At 64.2% G+C, this 17557-nt stretch carries 17 protein-coding genes; 5 read left to right on the plus strand and 12 right to left on the minus strand.

Annotated elements, in window-relative coordinates:
- Positions 1-41: 41 nt before the first annotated feature.
- From KA712_12735 to KA712_12755, 5 genes are all read right to left on the minus strand, one after another.
- Complete coding sequence (locus KA712_12735) at positions 42-455, minus strand: DUF86 domain-containing protein (protein ID MCG5053822.1); 414 nt, start codon at positions 453-455, stop codon at positions 42-44.
- Positions 448-891 (minus strand): nucleotidyltransferase domain-containing protein, encoded by a 444-nt coding sequence (locus KA712_12740; GenBank protein MCG5053823.1) that lies wholly within the window; start codon positions 889-891, stop codon positions 448-450. The genes KA712_12735 and KA712_12740 overlap by 8 nt, the downstream gene beginning before the upstream one ends.
- 251 nt (positions 892-1142) lie before the next feature.
- Positions 1143-3782 (minus strand): hypothetical protein, encoded by a 2640-nt coding sequence (locus tag KA712_12745; GenBank protein MCG5053824.1) that lies wholly within the window; start codon positions 3780-3782, stop codon positions 1143-1145.
- A 7-nt stretch (positions 3783-3789) separates the two neighbouring features.
- Positions 3790-4947 (minus strand): hypothetical protein, encoded by a 1158-nt coding sequence (locus KA712_12750; GenBank protein ID MCG5053825.1) that lies wholly within the window; start codon positions 4945-4947, stop codon positions 3790-3792.
- Positions 4948-5652: 705 nt separating this feature from the next.
- A complete protein-coding gene (locus tag KA712_12755; protein MCG5053826.1) occupies positions 5653-5961 on the minus strand; it encodes a hypothetical protein in 309 nt (102 codons plus the stop codon).
- 329 nt (positions 5962-6290) lie between these two features.
- Between KA712_12755 and KA712_12760 the strand changes: the two genes are divergently transcribed.
- Together KA712_12760 and KA712_12765 are read left to right on the plus strand one after the other, a co-directional pair.
- On the plus strand, positions 6291-7046 hold the full coding sequence (locus KA712_12760; protein ID MCG5053827.1) for a hypothetical protein: 756 nt from the start codon (positions 6291-6293) through the stop codon (positions 7044-7046).
- On the plus strand, positions 7043-8170 hold the full coding sequence (locus KA712_12765) for a di-heme enzyme (protein MCG5053828.1): 1128 nt from the start codon (positions 7043-7045) through the stop codon (positions 8168-8170). Before KA712_12760 ends, KA712_12765 begins: the two co-directional genes overlap by 4 nt.
- A gap of 668 nt (positions 8171-8838) precedes the next feature.
- Here the strand turns inward: KA712_12765 and KA712_12770 are convergent.
- Together KA712_12770 and KA712_12775 are read right to left on the minus strand one after the other, a co-directional pair.
- Entirely contained in the window at positions 8839-9312 is a 474-nt protein-coding gene (locus tag KA712_12770) for a helix-turn-helix domain-containing protein (GenBank protein MCG5053829.1), read from the minus strand.
- A gap of 211 nt (positions 9313-9523) precedes the next feature.
- The gene (locus KA712_12775) at positions 9524-11260 is read right to left on the minus strand and encodes an ABC transporter ATP-binding protein/permease (protein ID MCG5053830.1); all 1737 of its coding nucleotides are present in this window, start codon (positions 11258-11260) and stop codon (positions 9524-9526) included.
- 203 nt (positions 11261-11463) lie between these two features.
- Here KA712_12775 and KA712_12780 point away from each other — a divergent pair, with 203 nt between their 5' ends.
- Positions 11464-11625, plus strand: a complete 162-nt coding sequence (locus tag KA712_12780; GenBank protein ID MCG5053831.1) for a hypothetical protein — start codon at positions 11464-11466, stop codon at positions 11623-11625.
- Between the two features lie 33 nt (positions 11626-11658).
- Here KA712_12780 and KA712_12785 read toward each other — a convergent pair whose 3' ends face one another.
- Positions 11659-12882 carry an ATP-binding protein gene (locus tag KA712_12785; protein ID MCG5053832.1) on the minus strand — a complete coding sequence of 408 codons (1224 nt, stop codon included), beginning with the start codon at positions 12880-12882 and terminating at the stop codon, positions 11659-11661.
- A 203-nt stretch (positions 12883-13085) separates the two neighbouring features.
- Here KA712_12785 and KA712_12790 point away from each other — a divergent pair, with 203 nt between their 5' ends.
- The gene (locus KA712_12790) at positions 13086-13805 is read left to right on the plus strand and encodes a hypothetical protein (GenBank protein MCG5053833.1); all 720 of its coding nucleotides are present in this window, start codon (positions 13086-13088) and stop codon (positions 13803-13805) included.
- 57 nt (positions 13806-13862) lie between these two features.
- A complete protein-coding gene (locus KA712_12795) occupies positions 13863-14399 on the plus strand; it encodes a CDP-alcohol phosphatidyltransferase family protein (protein MCG5053834.1) in 537 nt (178 codons plus the stop codon).
- A gap of 13 nt (positions 14400-14412) precedes the next feature.
- Here the strand turns inward: KA712_12795 and KA712_12800 are convergent, their stop codons facing one another.
- The 4 genes from KA712_12800 to KA712_12815 all read right to left on the minus strand — a co-directional run bounded on the left by KA712_12800 (position 14413) and on the right by KA712_12815 (position 17423).
- On the minus strand, positions 14413-14871 hold the full coding sequence (locus tag KA712_12800; GenBank protein ID MCG5053835.1) for a YeeE/YedE family protein: 459 nt from the start codon (positions 14869-14871) through the stop codon (positions 14413-14415).
- Positions 14868-15293 carry a YeeE/YedE family protein gene (locus KA712_12805; GenBank protein MCG5053836.1) on the minus strand — a complete coding sequence of 142 codons (426 nt, stop codon included), beginning with the start codon at positions 15291-15293 and terminating at the stop codon, positions 14868-14870. The genes KA712_12800 and KA712_12805 overlap by 4 nt, the downstream gene beginning before the upstream one ends.
- 85 nt (positions 15294-15378) lie before the next feature.
- Positions 15379-16509 carry a di-heme enzyme gene (locus KA712_12810; GenBank protein MCG5053837.1) on the minus strand — a complete coding sequence of 377 codons (1131 nt, stop codon included), beginning with the start codon at positions 16507-16509 and terminating at the stop codon, positions 15379-15381.
- Positions 16506-17423: a metallo-mystery pair system four-Cys motif protein gene (locus tag KA712_12815; GenBank protein MCG5053838.1), complete on the minus strand. Its 918-nt coding sequence runs from the start codon at positions 17421-17423 to the stop codon at positions 16506-16508. The genes KA712_12810 and KA712_12815 overlap by 4 nt, the downstream gene beginning before the upstream one ends.
- Between the last annotated feature and the right edge of the window lie 134 nt (positions 17424-17557).

Raw genomic sequence — 17557 nt, forward strand, 5'->3', positions numbered from 1 at the left:
TCCCCAGCCCCGTCTCACCGATTCGCCGACCGTCGGACCACTCAGAGTAGTGTCGCGGCCCGCTCTGCAAGCGCTCTTAACTCACCGGGATCCGTTTGAATGGCGTCCCACGCAATCCCGTGGTCGGTGTCGAGGTAGGCGTGGACAAGCACATTGCGAAAGCCCGCCCATTGTTGTAGACGCGACGCCAATCGTTCATCGAGAAAGCCGTTGCGTCCGAGAATGGAGAAGGCATCACGATACGTCGCAGGTGCCTCCCAATTGCGATCGGCGATCACGTGATTGGCGATGTCGAGTGCCGATTCTACAGCAAGGTGCAAATAGCGCTCAGCCAAGTGATGTACATCAGCATTGGCCTTGAACTCCTCACGATCGGTGTCTCGGAACCGGGCCAATCGGTCGAGATACTGCAGCAGGCTGTCCAGGCGACGGCGCAACACATTGGCATCAACCACGTGCCACCCCAGCCTGGAGGCGAGCCTTCGTCACCATCCGAAAAAAACGCTCCGTCGGCTCATAATCCGCGTGGGCGGAGTACGTTCGGACGCGAAAGCGATGCAAGGGCTCTTCTCGACGCTCGAACGCCACCACGCCGTCCCTTAGAACGTTGAACGCAAGCAGGGTGGGCGCATCGTTCAAGATGACGAGGTCCAACCGTTCGGCGCTGAACTCGCGTGCCAAAGCACCGAGCAACGTTCTTACGACTTCCTTGCGCTCGAGCGCATTCGGCGAAGCGTTGAGAAGAACCGCAATGTCGAAATCACTGTGAGGCTTGCTTTGTCCCGTCGCGCGGGACCCGAACAAAAGCGCGGCGTCCACATCGGGGTGTCCAGACAAAGCGCGAGCAATCGCGTTGCAGTCCCGCGCCACCGTATGATCGCCTGCTTCCACGTACCTAGTGTGCGACCATCGAGATCCTCTGGCAACTATCGCAACGGGCCCCGCCGGGGGGGACAGACGCCGCCGGTCGCGGCAGCAAGTGCTACAGGCACGATGCAGCACGCACGGGGCACCCAGGCCGTCAGACCGGACACCCCACGAAGCCCCCGCGGGGCCTTGTCCGGGATTTGCCACCGGGTCTGATATGGCTGCCGGCTCCTCGACGGGTGTCGCCACAGTCCGCGCCACTGCCGGGGGGTGGATTAATCAACGGGGAGATGGACCGGCAGAGGGACACTGGCGACACCCCGTCGCCATGGGCCTTCTTTGGTTCTTTCAGGTGCGGTCACCAAGACGTAAAGTCTGTAGTTCCGGGCGACCGGCGTCGCCGGGAGTTCAATCTTGAGACGCCCTTGGCGATCCAGCTTGGCGTCGTGAGTGAGCCGGAAATCGAGGTCTCCATCCGGTGGCAGTGACTTCACGGCAAAGCCCGAGGTCGCTTGCAAGCCGCACCCGACAGAACCACCAACAGTCTGCCCCCGCTTGGGCGCCATCCATTGAAATAGGTCGGTTACGGTGTCGAAGCTTCGCGCCGAATCCCACGGTGCCGAAGTGTGAGTCCAACCCGAAGCATCGACCGTGTCTTGGTCGACGAGCCACGCGGTCACAAAGCCTTGAGACACGGGTTTTCCACCATAAACTGCACGAATCTCGAGGGCAGGGGACCCTCCCGTGGACCCGGCTTTGATCGTGTTGCTCGCGTCTCTTCCTTTTGTGCTCGCAGTTTTGACGGGGGTGATGTGGACGTCGAGGGACGACTTTTTCGGGCTGACCCGCATGCTTTCGATTTCGAGGTGGGCGTCTGCAGATCCGACCATGAGACGGATGACACCGATGGGCTTTGCCCAATCGCTCTCGATGGGCAGCGCGATCGCCTCGTTTGTGGGCGCTGGAAAAGCTGCACGAAGGCCAGCTGAGGCAAGTGCCACGATGGCAGGACCAGTCAGGCGGGCCGGTTTCATGACGAATCGTCCACTTTTTGTCTCCTCGATCGAAATAGAAGGAGATGATTGCTGCGGTTTCGGAATACGAATCACCCAGGGGCCATGTGTAACGCCCGGCGCGACATGGGTTCGTGCGAACATCCGGTAGCCAGCGGCGGGCAGATGACCAAGGGCAACGACGATCTGTTCGGTTCTTGCAGGGAAGGCAATCGACTTGACGAGTCGTCCTTGACGGCATCCGTCAGCACCGCACGAGCGTTCATTGAGTGAGACAGTCCAATGTTCGTCGGGGGCTATTCTCTCACTTCCAACCCTCTGGAGGCGCAGCCAGCTCCGTCCACTGTTGTCCAAGGTGGGCTCATGAACGACCAAACCTCGCTTTGGGATCACGTCGAAGGCGGCTTGGGACTCGAGGGCGGGCTCGCCGCCTGGAAAGAACTTGCCTTCAAAGCGGCAACGGCTCGGGGCCATGTCTGACACGTCGGGTGGGCTCACCTTTAAAGTGCCCTCTCCTGCCGACAGAGCAGGTTCATCCTTTTCGAATCGTCCCGTCATCGACGATGAAGAATCGTACGAGAAGGAAAGTGGCACGGCGACGATGTCTTCCGACCATTGCTGTGGGAAACAATCGAGCTCGTACTTGGCAAGCAGATACGGCGAGCGTGACCCTTGTGCATTCCGTGTCTCGAGCTGCAGCGCTATGGTCTGCCCCTTCACAAATGAAGGACGAGACGCTCTTAGTCGTGCAAATCTGTCCTTGGTCGGGAAGGAATGGACGGAGAGGCGAACGGTCGAGAGCTCTCTCTCTTCGGGTTCGTTCTCGATGAAGAGTTTCAAGTTGTAGTCGCCGTGCGGCAGAACGGCCGGCAAGTCCAGTTTGCTCACGAAGGTTCCCACAGGACCCATCTTGACGGAGACGGAGGCGAGTGCCTTCGGCTGCCCTTTCAGCATGCGACGCGGATTCTCCAGCACGATGCGGACCTTGACCCTGGAAGACAAAGTGGAGCCGTCGTGCAATGGAGCTCGCGATCGCTCATCTATCCATCCGACGATATCGATCGACTCCCCCGGCCGGTAGGCGCTACGGTTCGTTGCGAGACTCCCCCAGTACAACGCGCAACCCAAGCTTTGGCCTTGCGACCGGCAGGGCGAATGCAGGTGAAGGTCTCGTTCGTGGCGCTCGTCGACGAAGGCCCAGTCGCCTTGGCCCTCCGTCTCCGTCCGCTCGACCACAATGACGGAAGATGAGCCGCGCCCCCAACACGGCTGCGAGGAAAGGATAAGCCCGTGGTCATCTGTTCTTCCGACATACCCCAGCGTTCCACGGTGGCTCGGCGCGCGGGACTGCGCGGAGTAAACCCTGGCATTCGCCGCCGGACCCTTGGCACTGATGTGCGTTGCCCATACGAGCCTGTCGCCACGCGACTTGGCAGTGACGACACCAATATCCGTAACCTGGTAGATGCCATAGGCAGATGCGGTGCTCGTAGAGCCGTTACGGGCCCGAAGGCGAACGACGAACGTTCCCCGGCGTTCCCCGACCAAAGGGCCGAAATCCACTGTGTGGGCCTCCGCAGAATCGACGGGGGGAACGGGCATCGTGGATACGCCGTCCGTAAACCAAACATCGAGAGAGGGGCCCAATTGGTAACCATTCCACGAAGTCTCGAGGCCGGCAATCAGCGTGACCGTCTCCTCCGGCGTGAGAGCAACCACGTCCAGCGCAAGAGGGCCTTCGTCGTCGGCCGAGAAGGACAGGTGCTTTGGCCCATCCGCGGCGAGTACGGCGTAGGGCCGCATGAGTTTGAGGGCAGCAGCAGCCTTTGGAGTCACTCCCGCGGTAGGGGCCTGTGCCGACACCAAGGCCGCAATCACGAGAGGCGCAATGAAACCGGACACGCTCGAATCAATTCCCGGCCAACGCGCCGCGATGCAGGCCAAACTTCGGCCATGCTGTGTGTGGGACTGCCGGAATCACGGCAGGATCGCACGCAAAGTAAAAATCGTCGACTCCGACGCCGTAGGGTCGAATCTCGCAGTCGAAGAAGAAATTGCTGCGAGCGGGCTTGTGTTCCACGAGAACCGCAAAATCGATTCCCGCCAGCCTGAATCGGTGAAGCCTCATCGAGCCTGCCGTGACGGTGGTGAGCTCTTCATGAGGAAGATCCATGAGTGGAATGACCTCACCAAGTTCGACCAAGTTTTTCCGTCCATATTCTCGGCAAGAACTGCCCGACAGTTCGTAGCGGGTGCCGATCGACGGCGGTGCAATCGCCACCACCGGGCGCACGATGCTTGCATATTGCCTGCGAACAATGCCGTCGCTGGACGTCGGCGCATCGCCGTAGGTGGGGTCGACCTGCGTGCACCCACTGTCGAGATAGACATCTCCGTATAGCTGATTTGGCACGCAGTACACGGTTTGGGTGTTCTTGTTGGGGCGCCACCAGCGGCAACGGTTCCCCCTATGGCGGTCCCGAAATCCGAGGTCGTCCCGCCCAAGACCGACAAAACCGTCGCTCCCCGTGACGGCCTCGACCGACACGCGATCGGTCAGAGGAACGAGGACCGAGCCTGTCTCCTTGACCAATTCATCGTCGATGGGGTCTCCCACCAACATCACCGCCTTTTCATCGGAGGGAAGGTTTTGTGTGGCACACATCGAGTTGAAAAGGTCACCCGTGTCGGGGTGAAACGAGGACGAACCGGGCGCAAGTGCCATGGTCCGGTAGTGCCTGCCCGCAAGACGACTCCGCCACAGCGATACAAAAGGAGCGGTGGGATAGAGCGTGGGCGCAAAGGCTACGGGTTGCCCGTCGCACCCATCGACGCGAAAGACATCCAAGCGTATTCTGCGTGCAAAAATGCTGTCCGCATTGGGCTCGACCGGGGTTGCGAAACGTTCATCGTACGCGCCAAATACCTGCTGCGATCGGGAATCCTCGTCCATGTCAATGACGAAGAACGGTTCAGACTCCAAGCCCGGAACCGTAAGCCGCAACTGCGACAGTTGAGTGCCGGCGGCAAAGCGCCGCTCGTCCCCAGACTGCCCCCCGGTTCCCATTGTGTCACCCCCTGCACCGCCTTGGCTGTGGGTACCCCCTGTGCCGCCTGCGACGTTCGGGGCACCACCGCTCCCCACAGGGACCTCACTGCCACCGACGCCCCCCTGCGGCGGCCCGCTCCCCGCTGCGCCCGCGGTCGGTGATTGACGGCCTCCGGCTCCCCCCTGTGCGGGTCCGTCCCCTGCGCGAGGTGCCCCACCCGCCCCTGCCATCTGCCCCGCACCACCCCCCGCTTGCCCGCCAAAGCCAGGGCGCGGCTCGGCCTCGCCGCCACAGCCGATGGGAACGACGCAGACGGGAGCGAGGCATAGTCCGATGAGGCCTAACGGAAATCCCATGCCAGGCCACATGCACTTTTTCGGTCTCATGCTCACCCGGTTGCAGCCCTGGAGCAGTTCGGGTCAAATTTAGTGAACGGGAGCTTTGCGACTTGGGGTCGCGTCAAGATTTCAGGAGCTGGTCCATGTCTCGGCTCAGAACCGCCCGGAGAGCCCCACCGAGAGGCCGCCCGGAGTCGGTGCCACCCCCAAGTTCACCGACGGGTCATCCCGCATCAAGGAGAGCACACGTTCCGTGAACGTGGGCATCTTGGTGTTCCAAAAAGGAGTTTAGGCCCACGCAACCGCGACGTCGTAAGCCGTCATGGAGGCGTCGCAAGTCACGAGACTCAAAGGTTCAAGAAGCGCCAGCGCGTGGGCATGCGGCTACCCATCGCCACGACCACTTTGCGGTTGTGCAGGTCTCCCTGCCACCCATCCCCAACCTAGCGCCTCTTGAGCAGAGCTTGCCGTGGCGACGGCCACCGCCAGGCGGCGGAGGCGAGAGAGATCGCAGCAGGTTTCGATCTGCTGTAAGGCCTCCGCCGAAACGCTGAAGCCTCTTGCCAGCAAAAGCTCGAACACACAGGTTCCCAGCGCCATCACCCCCTCGGCTCGCCCCTCTGCCAGCCCCTGGGCGCGCCCCTGCGCCCTCGCCCACGTGACCTGTTCCTCCGAACGCGTCGCCTTCATCATCGTCAACTCCTGCGAAAACTCCCCCCTCCCGCGCGAGGCCCACTGGGGCTCGGCTGGGGTTCAAGGCCTCTTCGGCACCCAGCGCCGACAGTTGCGGACATTCTTTGGTGTGCGTGACGACGAGCGCCAAACGCCCGCTCCATGCCCCGAGCAAGCGATCTTCTGAAAGGATCGCGAGGTGCGAGACAAACCCTGAAGTTGGCACGAGGCCGCTCAGCCTTTCTTGTTGATACGCGTCAACAAAATTGGGCCCGTCGTCTTCCCATGCGGGAGGGGCGGGGCGATACTGGGGAGTTCGCGCCCGGTGGTTCACTGACGAGGAGGAAATCATGAAGTTTCGGCCCACGCACACATCGAGTCGCTTCGGCGTCATCGCCCTCGCCCTCTGGGTTGCGCCCAGTTTCCTGGCCGCCTGCACCAGCGACGCAGGTGAAGAAGACGTCACAGAGGACGACGATCGCTCGGGGGCCCCTGGCGGCCAAGGTGGCTCGAATCCGCCCCTGGGCGGCCAAGCAGGAGGCCCCGCGCCCCTGGGCGGCCAAGCAGGAAGCCCTGCGCCCTCTTCCGGCGGCCAGGGTGCCGCACCGTTGCCGAATGCCCTCGGGCCCAACGACGCGTTGGCCAAGCTCGGCTGCAAGGCCGTCGGGGGGGCCATGCCGAGTGGTGTTTCCCTGGTGGAGGTCAACGCCGTGGCGGACCAGAGCCAGGTCGAAAGCACCCAGGCGAAGATCAAGCTGGATAGCGCCACCTCCTACCTCGTCCGTTTGCCGGAGGGCAAGGCCGGTTGGCTCGGGCTCGACGAGGACCACTGGGACGCCACGATCGTGTTCTTTGCCGAAAGCGAGTCCCCGTACGAGATCCAAAACGCCAAGATGGAGCCGAAGTCCGACGGGCCCCTCGAAAGCGGCGCGTGCAAGGGGCTCGGCATCACGGATTACCGGGTCTATTTCGAGCACTGGAGTCCGGCGTTCGTGCGATTTTCCGCTGAGGGCCCGCGTGAAGTCATGTTCATGGCGATGCGGGACGAGAAGAACAGCGTGTCGTCGCAAAAAGAGGGCGGGCAGAGCGCCGAAGACGCCCCGTGAGCACGAAGAGTCGTGCGCGGTTCGCGCTCCTCGTGGCCGTGATCCTGGCTTCCGGCTGCGCCCCCGAGGAGGGCACGGTCGAGATCCCGGGCTTCATCGAGACGACGTTCGACGGCTCTGCCTCGCCACCCGCCCTTGTTGAGCTCGGCCGGCACCTCTTCCACGATCGACGCTTGTCCGTCAACGAGGCGCGCGCCTGTGCCACCTGCCACGAGCAGAAAAAGGGCTTCACCGATGGTTTTGCGCGTTCGATTGGCGCCACCTTGCAGGTGCACCCCCGCAACGCACCGACGCTCACGAACGTGGTGCACCGGCCGCTCCTCAACTGGCGACACCCAACGCCCACGTCTCTCGAAGCGCAGCTCTTGGTGCCCCTGCTCGGGACCGCGCCCGTCGAGATGGGGATGGACGGCCTCGAAAACGAGCTGCTGTCCCGCCTCGCGAACGAGCCCACCTACCAGACGCTTTTCGCGGCGGCCTTTCCCGAGCCGGCGCCTTTCGGGCCCGGCCTCATCAGCCTCGAGCGCGCTGCGCAGGCGATTGCAGCGTTCGAGCGCACGCTCGTCAGTGACGATTCGCCCTTCGATCGGTTTCGGCGCGGCCAGCCGGGTGCGCTTTCGGAGGTGGCCCGTGAAGGCATGGCTGTCTTCTTTGGTCCGCGAGGGGGCTGCGGCCAGTGTCACAATGGCCCCGATCTCGACCGTACCAGCACCCAGGTCACGGACCCGCCCGGCTATTTCAACGTGGGGCTTTACGACCTGGATGGCGCGGGCGCCTATCCCGCAGGAAACCAGGGGCTCGTGGAGGCCACGGGCGTGGCCAGCGACATGGGACGCTTTCGTGTGCCCACCCTCCGCAACGTGGCCGTCACCGGCCCCTATTTCCACGACGGCTCCACGTCGTCGCTTCGGCAAGCCATTCAGATTCATCTCGACGGAGGCCGCTGGGTGCCCGAAGGGCCCCGCGCAGGCGACGGCCGCATGAACCCGTTGCGGGATCCGCGCCTTGCGCCCCGAATCCTCTCCGCGCGCGAGCTTTGGGCCCTGGAGGTCTTCCTCCGCCATGTGACGGACGAAGGCTTTTTGACCAACCCGGCGTTCGCCGATCCGTGGCCCTCGCGCTAGCGGATGTGCACGCTGCGCCTCGTGCCGACTGCCCCTCGTCTGGGGCGGGGCTGAACTTCAAGCGCCGATCGGGATGCGGGCCGCCAGGTGGAAGGCATGAACGGCAGCGACCGCATCAAACTTGTGGCCCCAAGCCGCCTTGCCATGGAGCGAAAGAAACGATTCTACGTGACATCGAAATTGAAACTGGCTGCTCGAAGGCGGACTGGCGCGCAACGCGCGTCCCCAAAGCCGAACAGCGGGCAGGGGTTGCAGCTGCTGTCGCCGGAACACAGTGACCAGATCCGATACGTCCGATTCAATGTACCTTGTGAGCTTGCCGATGGCCCAGTGGGCGGGACTGAGAAGACGCAGGTCCAATCGTCCGATTCGAGAGTGCCTTTGTGAACGCTTCTGGTAGTCAAGCAGCGTGATCATTCCCCAACGGTCTATGTCTTCGGCCACACTCGCCGCGATGCCTGTGAGGTGTGACGCTTTCTGTACGCACGCATGGACGTGGTCCCAAGTGACCCTCGATCGGGCGGGCAAGCGCAACCCAAAGTCGATGCCTTGACTGGGACGAACGCCCCCCCACAAGGCCGCCGCACATGCTCCAGTAAGGTAGACGGTGGCTGGCGCCTGCAGTTGGTCTGATAGGACCTTGAAAAAGTGTTCTATTTGCTTTGGCTTCACGTTTGCCCTGCGTAGGCGCTGAGGCGCGATAGCAAACTTTGTAGGGTGTCAGCGCTCACCATGGCCTTGAGCATCAGGTGCGCCTGCAGCGTGGCCCGGCGACTTTCAGGTTTGTCCTTTCTGCCACCATTGAGAGCTCGGCGGGACACGGTGAGGGTACGCAGGCAGGCGACGAGTTGCGCCCACTTCGGCTCTTGCAGCCCCAGCGCAGCGGCGCGCGCCACGCGCTCCATCTCGTCGCGAGACATCGACAAGGGCTCGCCGTAGGGGGAGCGACCATCCGCAAGCACACCCGGCGTTATGTCAAGCGCACATGCCAGGGCGCGCAAGGTGGGGAGCGTGACTTCGCGTACACCGTTTTCGATGGCGCAAAGGTTCGGGCGGGAGATGCCTGCGGCTTTGGCCAGGTCAACCTGTGTCAGTCCGCGATGAAGTCGCCACAGCAAAACTGTTTCCGCGAAGGGCCACATCCAACTAAATGTATCAAACTTAATACGCCCCAACAACGCCGTCCCCTGACCAACCGGAGTCGTGCAAGCGACTTTTCGAAATCTGCCCAGTTATGTTCGAGGGGGTAGCCAACGTACCTAGCCTTCCTGGAGACGCTTCAGCCCCCTGAGACCCTCACTAGCCACCATGGTGACCCTAACCGACCCTAACCGCCGCTAGGGTCAATCAGTCTCAATGGCTTGAGTGCCCCCCTCCTTCAAGTGGCCCCGGTCTGGCTTGGCCGCCGTCAACCAATCGCCCGCCTTCAAGACGCAGCACTCTATCGACTTGCGCCAGCGTATGCAGGCGGTGGGCGACGATGAAAGCGGTGCGACCTCGGCACAAGGCCGTGATTTCAGGGACCAGGGTGGCTTCCGTTTGGTTGTCGAGCGCGCTCGTAGGTTCGTCGAGGACCACGAACACAGGATCACGCAAAAAAAGGCGTGCCAACGCCACACGTTGACGTTCCCCGCCACTCAGCAACGTGCCCCGTTCGCCCACGGGGGCGTCGAGGCCTTCGGGGCGACCATCCAACAACGCCGAAAGCCCTGCACGGCGCGCAGCCGCTTCAATCTCACTCATCGAAGCGTCCGGGCGTCCCACCCGGATGTTGTCGCCCAGGCTCGCGTTCCAAAGAAAGGGCTCTTGCCCGAGAAGTGCCGTGCATTGACGAATCGTCTTGCGACCCAGTTCGGCCACATCGACGCCATCGTACAAGATGCGCCCCGAGGTCGGGCGGTGGAAGGCGACCAACAAATCAAGCAAGGTGCTCTTGCCCGCGCCGCTCGGCCCCACGATGCCCACTGTTTCGCCTGGTGCGATCGTGAACGATACGTTTTGCAAGAGCGCACGTGGCTTTCCCTCCACGGTCACCTCGAACGTGACATCATCGAACACCACCTCACCCCGCGGGCGCTTGTCGGTCTTCGCGTCAACGAAATCTTCGACCTCTTGAGCGTCCAAGAGGTGCAGAAGCGCCTCGAAGCCAGGGCGTGCAGCCAACCATTGCTCAAAGCCGTTCGTAAAGGCTTGCATTCCTGATTGCACGAAACCCGTGAGTGCCATGAAGCCCACGAGTTCCCCCAAGGTTGACCTACCGGTCACGAACAACCAGCCGCCGACACACCAAAGCACGGGAGGCGCCAACTGCTGCACCATCTGAAGACGCAGAGCCATACGCGTGGAGGCGATGCTGGCACCCAACCCAGCCTCACGCATCGAGTGAATGCGCGTGGTCAGGGAAGCGGCGGCCGCTGAGTCGTACCCCAAGCTTCGCGCCGGCTTGATCGACATCAAGAACTCCGACATCGCCGAGGCGAAGTCCTCTCCCTGCACCTGCAAATGAGCGTGAGCCCTATTCACGCGTGCCTGCAAAGCAGAAAGCGTGGCGAACTGAAGTGACAACACACCGGTGGCGGTGGCGGCCAAAAGGGGGTTTAGCCACAAAAGGTAGAGGGTGGTGGCCACACCCAAGACAACGTTGGAGAACAGATTGCCTGTAACGAATGAAAAGAAGGATTCCACCCGGTTGCTGTCGACGGTAAGCTGATTCGACAGGGCACCTGGCCCTTTGCGGGCAAAGAAGGTGAGCGACAGGCGCTGCAGCTGCTCGACCACTTGGCACCGCAGTCGTGCCGTTGCGGAGCGCGACAAGCGTTGGCTCGACGCGAAGGCGGCAAGCGTGAAGGCGGCATGCACGAACCACAACGCCACGTTGCCCGCCACGTAAACCGCCATCCACAGCAGGACCTGCTTGTGTCCAAGCGCTCGTGCGCGACCCAGAACATGATCCACGAACCAGGTCACGCCCGCGGCGAACGGCATATACGTTAGCGCTTGCCCCAACTGCAACGCGGCAGCCCCGGCCAAGGCGCCCCGATTGACGGCGAGCAGGGCGAACAAGCGCCCAAAAGTCGCGGCAGGACGCATCGCTCTGGGCATGCTTCTCTCTTGGCAATCGACTTCAGTGGCCCAGCAGCGCAGGGTACGCCCGGAAAGAAGCAGTCACGTCCGGTGTGCAGGCAGCCTCGTGATCGAGGGGGAGCTGGGCATCCATGGCGTATACCGGCCAAGCTAGCACAAGAGCGGGACAGGGGGTGAAGTCGCGGGGGCGGGGTGACGAGGAATCTGGCTTGAAACCAGAAGGCAGTTTCAAAGCGGCCGAAGCGCGGTACACCGCTGTTGACCAGGTCGACATCCAGAAACTTCAGCACTGGCTGGCCAAGGCGCGAGATATTCAATGGGACTACAAGAACATCGTGCGTCGCAAGGGTCGATTGGACCGCTTGAAGTAGCGTCACGGAGATTCGAGGGGCAAGCGAAAGACACTACGTCTTTCGGCGGGGCTTCTTCTTGCTGGCGGCGGCCGGTGAACCCGGCACCCACTCCGGCATCGACCGACGCATGAACTCGTCGAACATGGGAACGGTGAACGCTGTGTCCCCATGTTGAGGGCTGAAAATCATGCCTTTTTTTATGAGCCCGTTTCGGAGCGGACCGGCGGTGGTGACGTCCATCGAGAGCGTTTGAGCGATGTCGCCAGAGCGATGGGGCCCCGGTCCCAGTTCAGCCATGGCACGCATGTAGTCCCGCTCGCGCGGAGTCAGACGATCGAGACGCACGCGAAAGAACCCCTTGTCGAGTTGAACGACCGACTGTTCTTTGGCGCGGCGAGCATCCTGTATGGTGATCGGCGACCGTTCGGTGACATCCCAGGCTTGCGCCGCCCATTCCTGCAGGAAGTAGGGATACCCTTTGGTCTGCTCAACGATGAGATCGAGCGCGGCCTGGTCGATGGCGACTCCCTCTCGTCCAAGAGGCGTCCGGATCGCGTCAGCCGCCGCATTGGGGGGGAGTGGCCCGACGTCGGGATAATCGAAGAGTCGTTCGGCGTAGGACCTCGCCTCTCCGGCCAGCGCTGCCAGTTGCGGCAACCCGGCGCCGAAGACGACGAACGGCAGTCCTCGTTGGCCCAACTTATGTATCGAGACGATTAAAGCGGAGAGGTCTCGCTCGACGAGGTAATGGGCTTCATCCACGAACAGCGCCACGGCTTTGTCGGCCTGCTTGGCAGCGCTCGCCACTTCCATCAACAGCTCGGGAAGGTCCGCCTCGAGACTGCCCGAATCCGCAGTGCCCGTTTCAGGATTCACTCCGAACTCGACCTCTCCGGCGGACACCTTCAATGCGCCAGCGAACGCACGTAACACCGCCAGCGCGCGCCGGGCGACATCCTTGGTTCTTTCCATTCGGCTGAGTTTGAACAGCATCGACCGTAGCGGAGGAACGAGCATCTCGGCGAGGCGCCGGTCCTCTGGCGCTTCGAGTAGCACCGTCAGGTAGTCCCGCTCCTCGGCGAGGTGAGCGATGCGATTGAGCAGAACGGTCTTGCCCACGCCCCGTAGGCCAAGAAGCATTTGGCTGCGCGCCGGACGCCCGATGCGGAGTCGGTCGAGTGCAATGGTCGCGTTTCGGATGACGTCGTCGCGGCCCGACAGCTCCGGAGGCTGAGTGCCAGCGCCGGGCGCAAAGGGGTTGTAGATCGGATTCATAAGTAACTTACAAAGTTATACACGGTTTATGTTCTCTGTTGATAACAACCATAAATCTCAGCTAGATGCTGACGGGCCTCACGGCCCGGCGACGCGCCCTCCAGGCAGTCTCTGTCGTTGGGGAAAGAATCCGACGCGCGCTGCTTTTTAGTTGTCGTTTTCCCGCAACCTGCCGGCAGGAGGGCGCGATAATTAGGAAAGCCATGGCCTCGAAACGTCGGGGGCGCAGGACCGGCACCTTCGCCACCGCGGGAAATACGCCGTCTGGGGGCATCCCCGCACCGAACGTCGCGCGCATCATCGCGGACCTGGGCGCACAGCTCGAAGGCTTCGCGAAAGAGGTGGCGGAGCTCAAATCCCTGGTGAGTGACTTGCGTGCGGCGAAGGCCCGCCGCCCCGCCTGGGAGACCACCGAAGACGTGGATGTGGGCGATTTTCGGCGGGTGCAGCGGCGAAGGCGTGCGCTGATGGCCGTGGCGTTCCTGGTGCCGGTGATCGCCATCGTGCTGATCGCGGTCTGGACGGCCGGGCCGCGAGACCCAAGCCCCGGTACGAGTACGGCCCCCCACCTCACGGAGAAAGCCCCCGCTTCGGTGGGGACGCCCCCCCCAGGTCCCCGCGCTGCGGCGGAGGCGCCCCCCCTGGCGGCCCCCCCCGAGGTCAGCCTGCCCGTGGCCGAGGCCCCCGCCCCCCGGTCCCCCGTAGGCGCAGGACCCCTGGCGTCCCCCCGGCCGGCGTCCCCCCCCGCCGTTCCGGCTCCCGCTCCCCGGGCCCCCACCGCCGCCCCTTCACCTCCGCCTGTGGAAGTGGCCCCGCCGCCACGGCCCAGCTTCGAGCCCCTGGACCCCCCGGCTCCCCGCACGTTGCGCACGGCGGGGGCGCTGGTGCACGAAACCAGCGGCGGCGCCCCCATCCTCGACTGACGGGCTTCACGCCACGCAGCCGTCACACTGGCCCCCCGGGTGGTAGCCTCACCTCCCGTGTTGTGGGCCGACCTGCTCTCGCTCGTGCGCATCCCCTTGGGGGTGGTGTTTCTGTTCGTGGCGGACTGGCCGATCGGGGCGCTGGGGGTCATCGCCCTCGCGGGGCTTACGGACATGCTCGACGGCTACGTAGCCCGGCGGGTGATGGGGCCGCGCGCGGGGGGCCGGCATCGTGGAGATTGGCTGGATCCCCTGTGCGATAAAATCTTCGTGGCGTTCATGCTGGCGGGACTCGTGTTCGTGCGCGGCACACCCTGGCTCTTCGTGCTCGTGTTGTTGCTGCGCGACCTGCTTCAGGTGGTGTCCCTGGGCGTGCTGGCGCTCATCCCCGCCTTGCACCGGAGGCCCTATGACTACCGCGCGAACCGGCTCGGCAAGTTGACCACGGTGTTCCAGTTTTTGGCTGCCCTCGTGATCTTGGCCGGGCAGCCTCCCCCGTGGCCACTGGCGATCGTGACCGCCTCGCTCGGCGTGACCAGCTTGGTCACGTACATCGCGCGGGTGCGCGCGCCCGCGGCCGCGCCCCTTCCCTGAGCCGGGTTGGGGTTCAACCCAGGGCGGGATCGCGGACGGCGCCCTGGCGGGCCCGGAGCCATTCGTAGGCCATCATGGTGCTGGCCATTCCCAAAAAGAACACCATGCCCGACGCGCGCAACGCGCCCACGGCCGCCAGGGCAGGACCCGGGCAATACCCACTGAGCCCCCACCCCACGCCGAAGAGCGCTGCGCCTCCCAGAAGCCGCGGGTCCCCGAGGCGGGCCGATGCGCCCCCGACGGGCACGCCACAGCCACCCACCGGGGCTGCGGCAAGCTGCCGCCGCATCCACAGCGCCACGGGCATGTGCACGATCACGGCCCCGCCCATCACGAACAACAACGAAGGGTCCCACGCCCCGAACAGATCGAGAAAGCCGGTGACCCGTGCCGGCTGTGTCATGCCACCGAGGCCGAGACCGATGGCGAACAGGAACCCGCTTGCCAGCGCCCAGAGATCTTTGCGGGTCATCGGGGCGCTCCCGGGCCGAAGGCCCACACGGTCATCACGCCCGCGGCGATGAAGGTCACGGTGGCCACCAGCGAGCGCCCGGAGAGACGGCTCAGCCCACAGACGCCGTGGCCGCTGGTGCAGCCCCCGGACAGCCGGGTGCCAAGACCCACGAGCGCCCCGGCCAAAAGGGCCACGGGCAGGCTCCGCAGCCCGGGAGAAAAACGCGCAGGCCGCGCCACCAGCAGAGCCAGCCCTCCCAGCACCAAACCCGTCACGAACATCACCCGCCACGAACGCTCTTGCGGCGCCACGTCGGGCGCGAGTGCGCCGGAGAGGATGCCGCTGATTCCCGCGGTTTCGCGGGCACACACCAGCAAGAGAGACGACGCGAGGCCGATCAGACCTCCGCCGGCCAGGGCAAGCAACCAGGCTTCATCGATGCGCATCATTCAACTCCTCGTGCAAGCGGGCAAGTGTAACCAAAGCGCCCCTTGCCGCCACGACGCCGCGCGGCGGCTCCCTCGTTTACGGCTTGGCCAGGGCTGGGTTTTGCACGAAGGCAAGATCGGTGAGGCTGTTCAAGAAGGCCAGCAGATCGGCCCGCTCTTGCGGCGTCAGCGTAAAGCCTGGAACGAAACGGCTCTTGAACGGGTTGGCGCGGCCATCGCCCGCCAGCGGTCCCTCGGTGATCACGCGCCCGCCGGCGGCGTAAAAATCGATCACGGCGTCGAGCGTGGGCAAGCTGCCGTCGTGCATGTAGGGCGCCGTCAAGGCGATGTTACGGAGAGTGGGCGCGCGGAACTTGCCCATGTCTTCCCTGACGCCCGTGAACTCGAACAAGCCTCGGTTGCCCGGCGGAAATCCGCCGTTGCCCCCGATGTTGAAGAGCCCCGTGTTGTGGAACGCGCGTTCGGCGAAGACCGCACCGTCGTGGGTCACGGACGACGAGAAGTTGAAGCCCCCGTGGCAGTGGAAGCATTCGAGCCGCTCCGTGAAGAACAGCTCGAGGCCACGCAAGGCCGACGCCGACAGCGCGGTTTTGTCGTTCTGGTAGGTGTAGCGATCGAAGGGCGATTGCCCCGAGATCAGCGTGCGGGTGAAGCTGGCCAGCGCCTTGACCACGTTGGCGAGCGTGAGCGCGGCAGGCTCGTCGGGAAAGGCCGCTGCGAAGAGCGCAGGGTAGCGCGCGTCCTGCATGAGCCGCCCCAGAACCGTGGCTTCGTTCCCACTGACCCCGAGCTCGACGGGGGCTTCACCGAAGAGCGGGATGGGGATCTGCTGCTCCAAGGTGGTGAGCGCGGGATTCGCCCAGGTCTGGGTGCCGTTATAGGCCACGTTGACCAGCGCCATCGAACCCCGCGGCGTGGACTCACCGGTCGAGCCAACGGAGACGGGGCGGCCATCGCTGAACGCCAGCGCTTGCTCGTGGCACGACGCACACGACTGGGCGCCGTTGCCCGAGATCTGGGTGTCGTAAAACAAATGCCGCCCCAGTTCCACCTTGGCGGCGCTCATCGGGTTGTCGGCGGGCACCCGCGGCGTGGGAAACCCGGGCGGCAGGTTCCAGGCGTAGGCCTGCGGCGCGGGGGTTTCGCCTCCGCAGCCCACGCCGAGGCCCGCGGCCAGCAGGGCCGCTCCCAGCGCGCGGGCGGTCATTCGATACGGAAGAGTTTTTGGGCGGCGCATCCGCTCACACACTGGCCCGTGGCCACATCCAGGCCCAGGTTGGGCATCAACGCCAGGCATTCTGGATCGTCGGGAGCCGACATGCACCCGGGAGCGGTGTTCGGGGTGTTCACGCCCAGGTTCGATCCGGCGAGCAGCGTCGCCACATCCACCACCACCTGGGGGCGTGCGGGATCGAACCCGGTAAGCTCGACAGTCACGCGGTTGGGGCGCCCGCAGGCGGTCGCAGGGGCCTCGGTTTGGCTGGCCGATTGGCACCCGGTGCTCCCAAGGTGCACGAGGAAGGGGGTGGGGGCCGCGGCGCCGGGCGCTTCGCTCGCAAAGTCGAGCCGCAAGAACTTGTAGCCCCCCTGCCAGCTCCAGAACATGGCCCCCAGGCTGAGCGGCGCGGGGGCCAGCCCCACGTTCTGGTGGTTTTGCGCTTCGGGCACGCCCAGGGTGAAGCGCAGCTTCGTCATGTTTTTCACGTTGCCCGTGACGTTGAGGGTGCCGTTCGTTTCGGTGGTGCCGAGCTCGCCACAGGCGCCCACGGCGTTCTCGAAGTCGAGGAGCGCGGTGTGCTCGTTTTGCCATTTGCCATCGGGAACGAGCGCCAGCGGGTGGAGAGCGCCTGCGGTATCCACGGCCTCGACGTCAGAGACGAAAAGCCGAAAGTCGGCGAAGCTGACCGACGAGGCCGCGCTGCCCAGGCCTGGATACGAGGTGCCACAGGCGAAGGGCTGGGCGCCCACACGCGGCGTGAAGGTGATCGCCAAAGGCGTGGCGTCTTCGGCCTCGTCTCCGCAGGCCGCAAGCAGCAAACCGCCCGCGAGGAGGCACGTCGAGGCGGCGGCGGCGCGTGCGCGGCCGCTCCGGGGAAGCGATGATTTACGTCGGGTCACCATGGCGGCAAATCTGGCATGGGCTGCCGCGCGCGGCGAGCGCCCGCGCACGGGTGCGACAATTTGACTCAGGGCCTCGCGGGCGCGGAAGGGTTGCCCCCCTCGGCAGCAGGGGGCAAGGTGGTCTAGGCCCCACG

It is taken from the genome of Myxococcales bacterium (assembly GCA_022184915.1).
GTDB lineage: Bacteria > Myxococcota_A > Polyangia > Fen-1088 > Fen-1088 > JAGTJU01.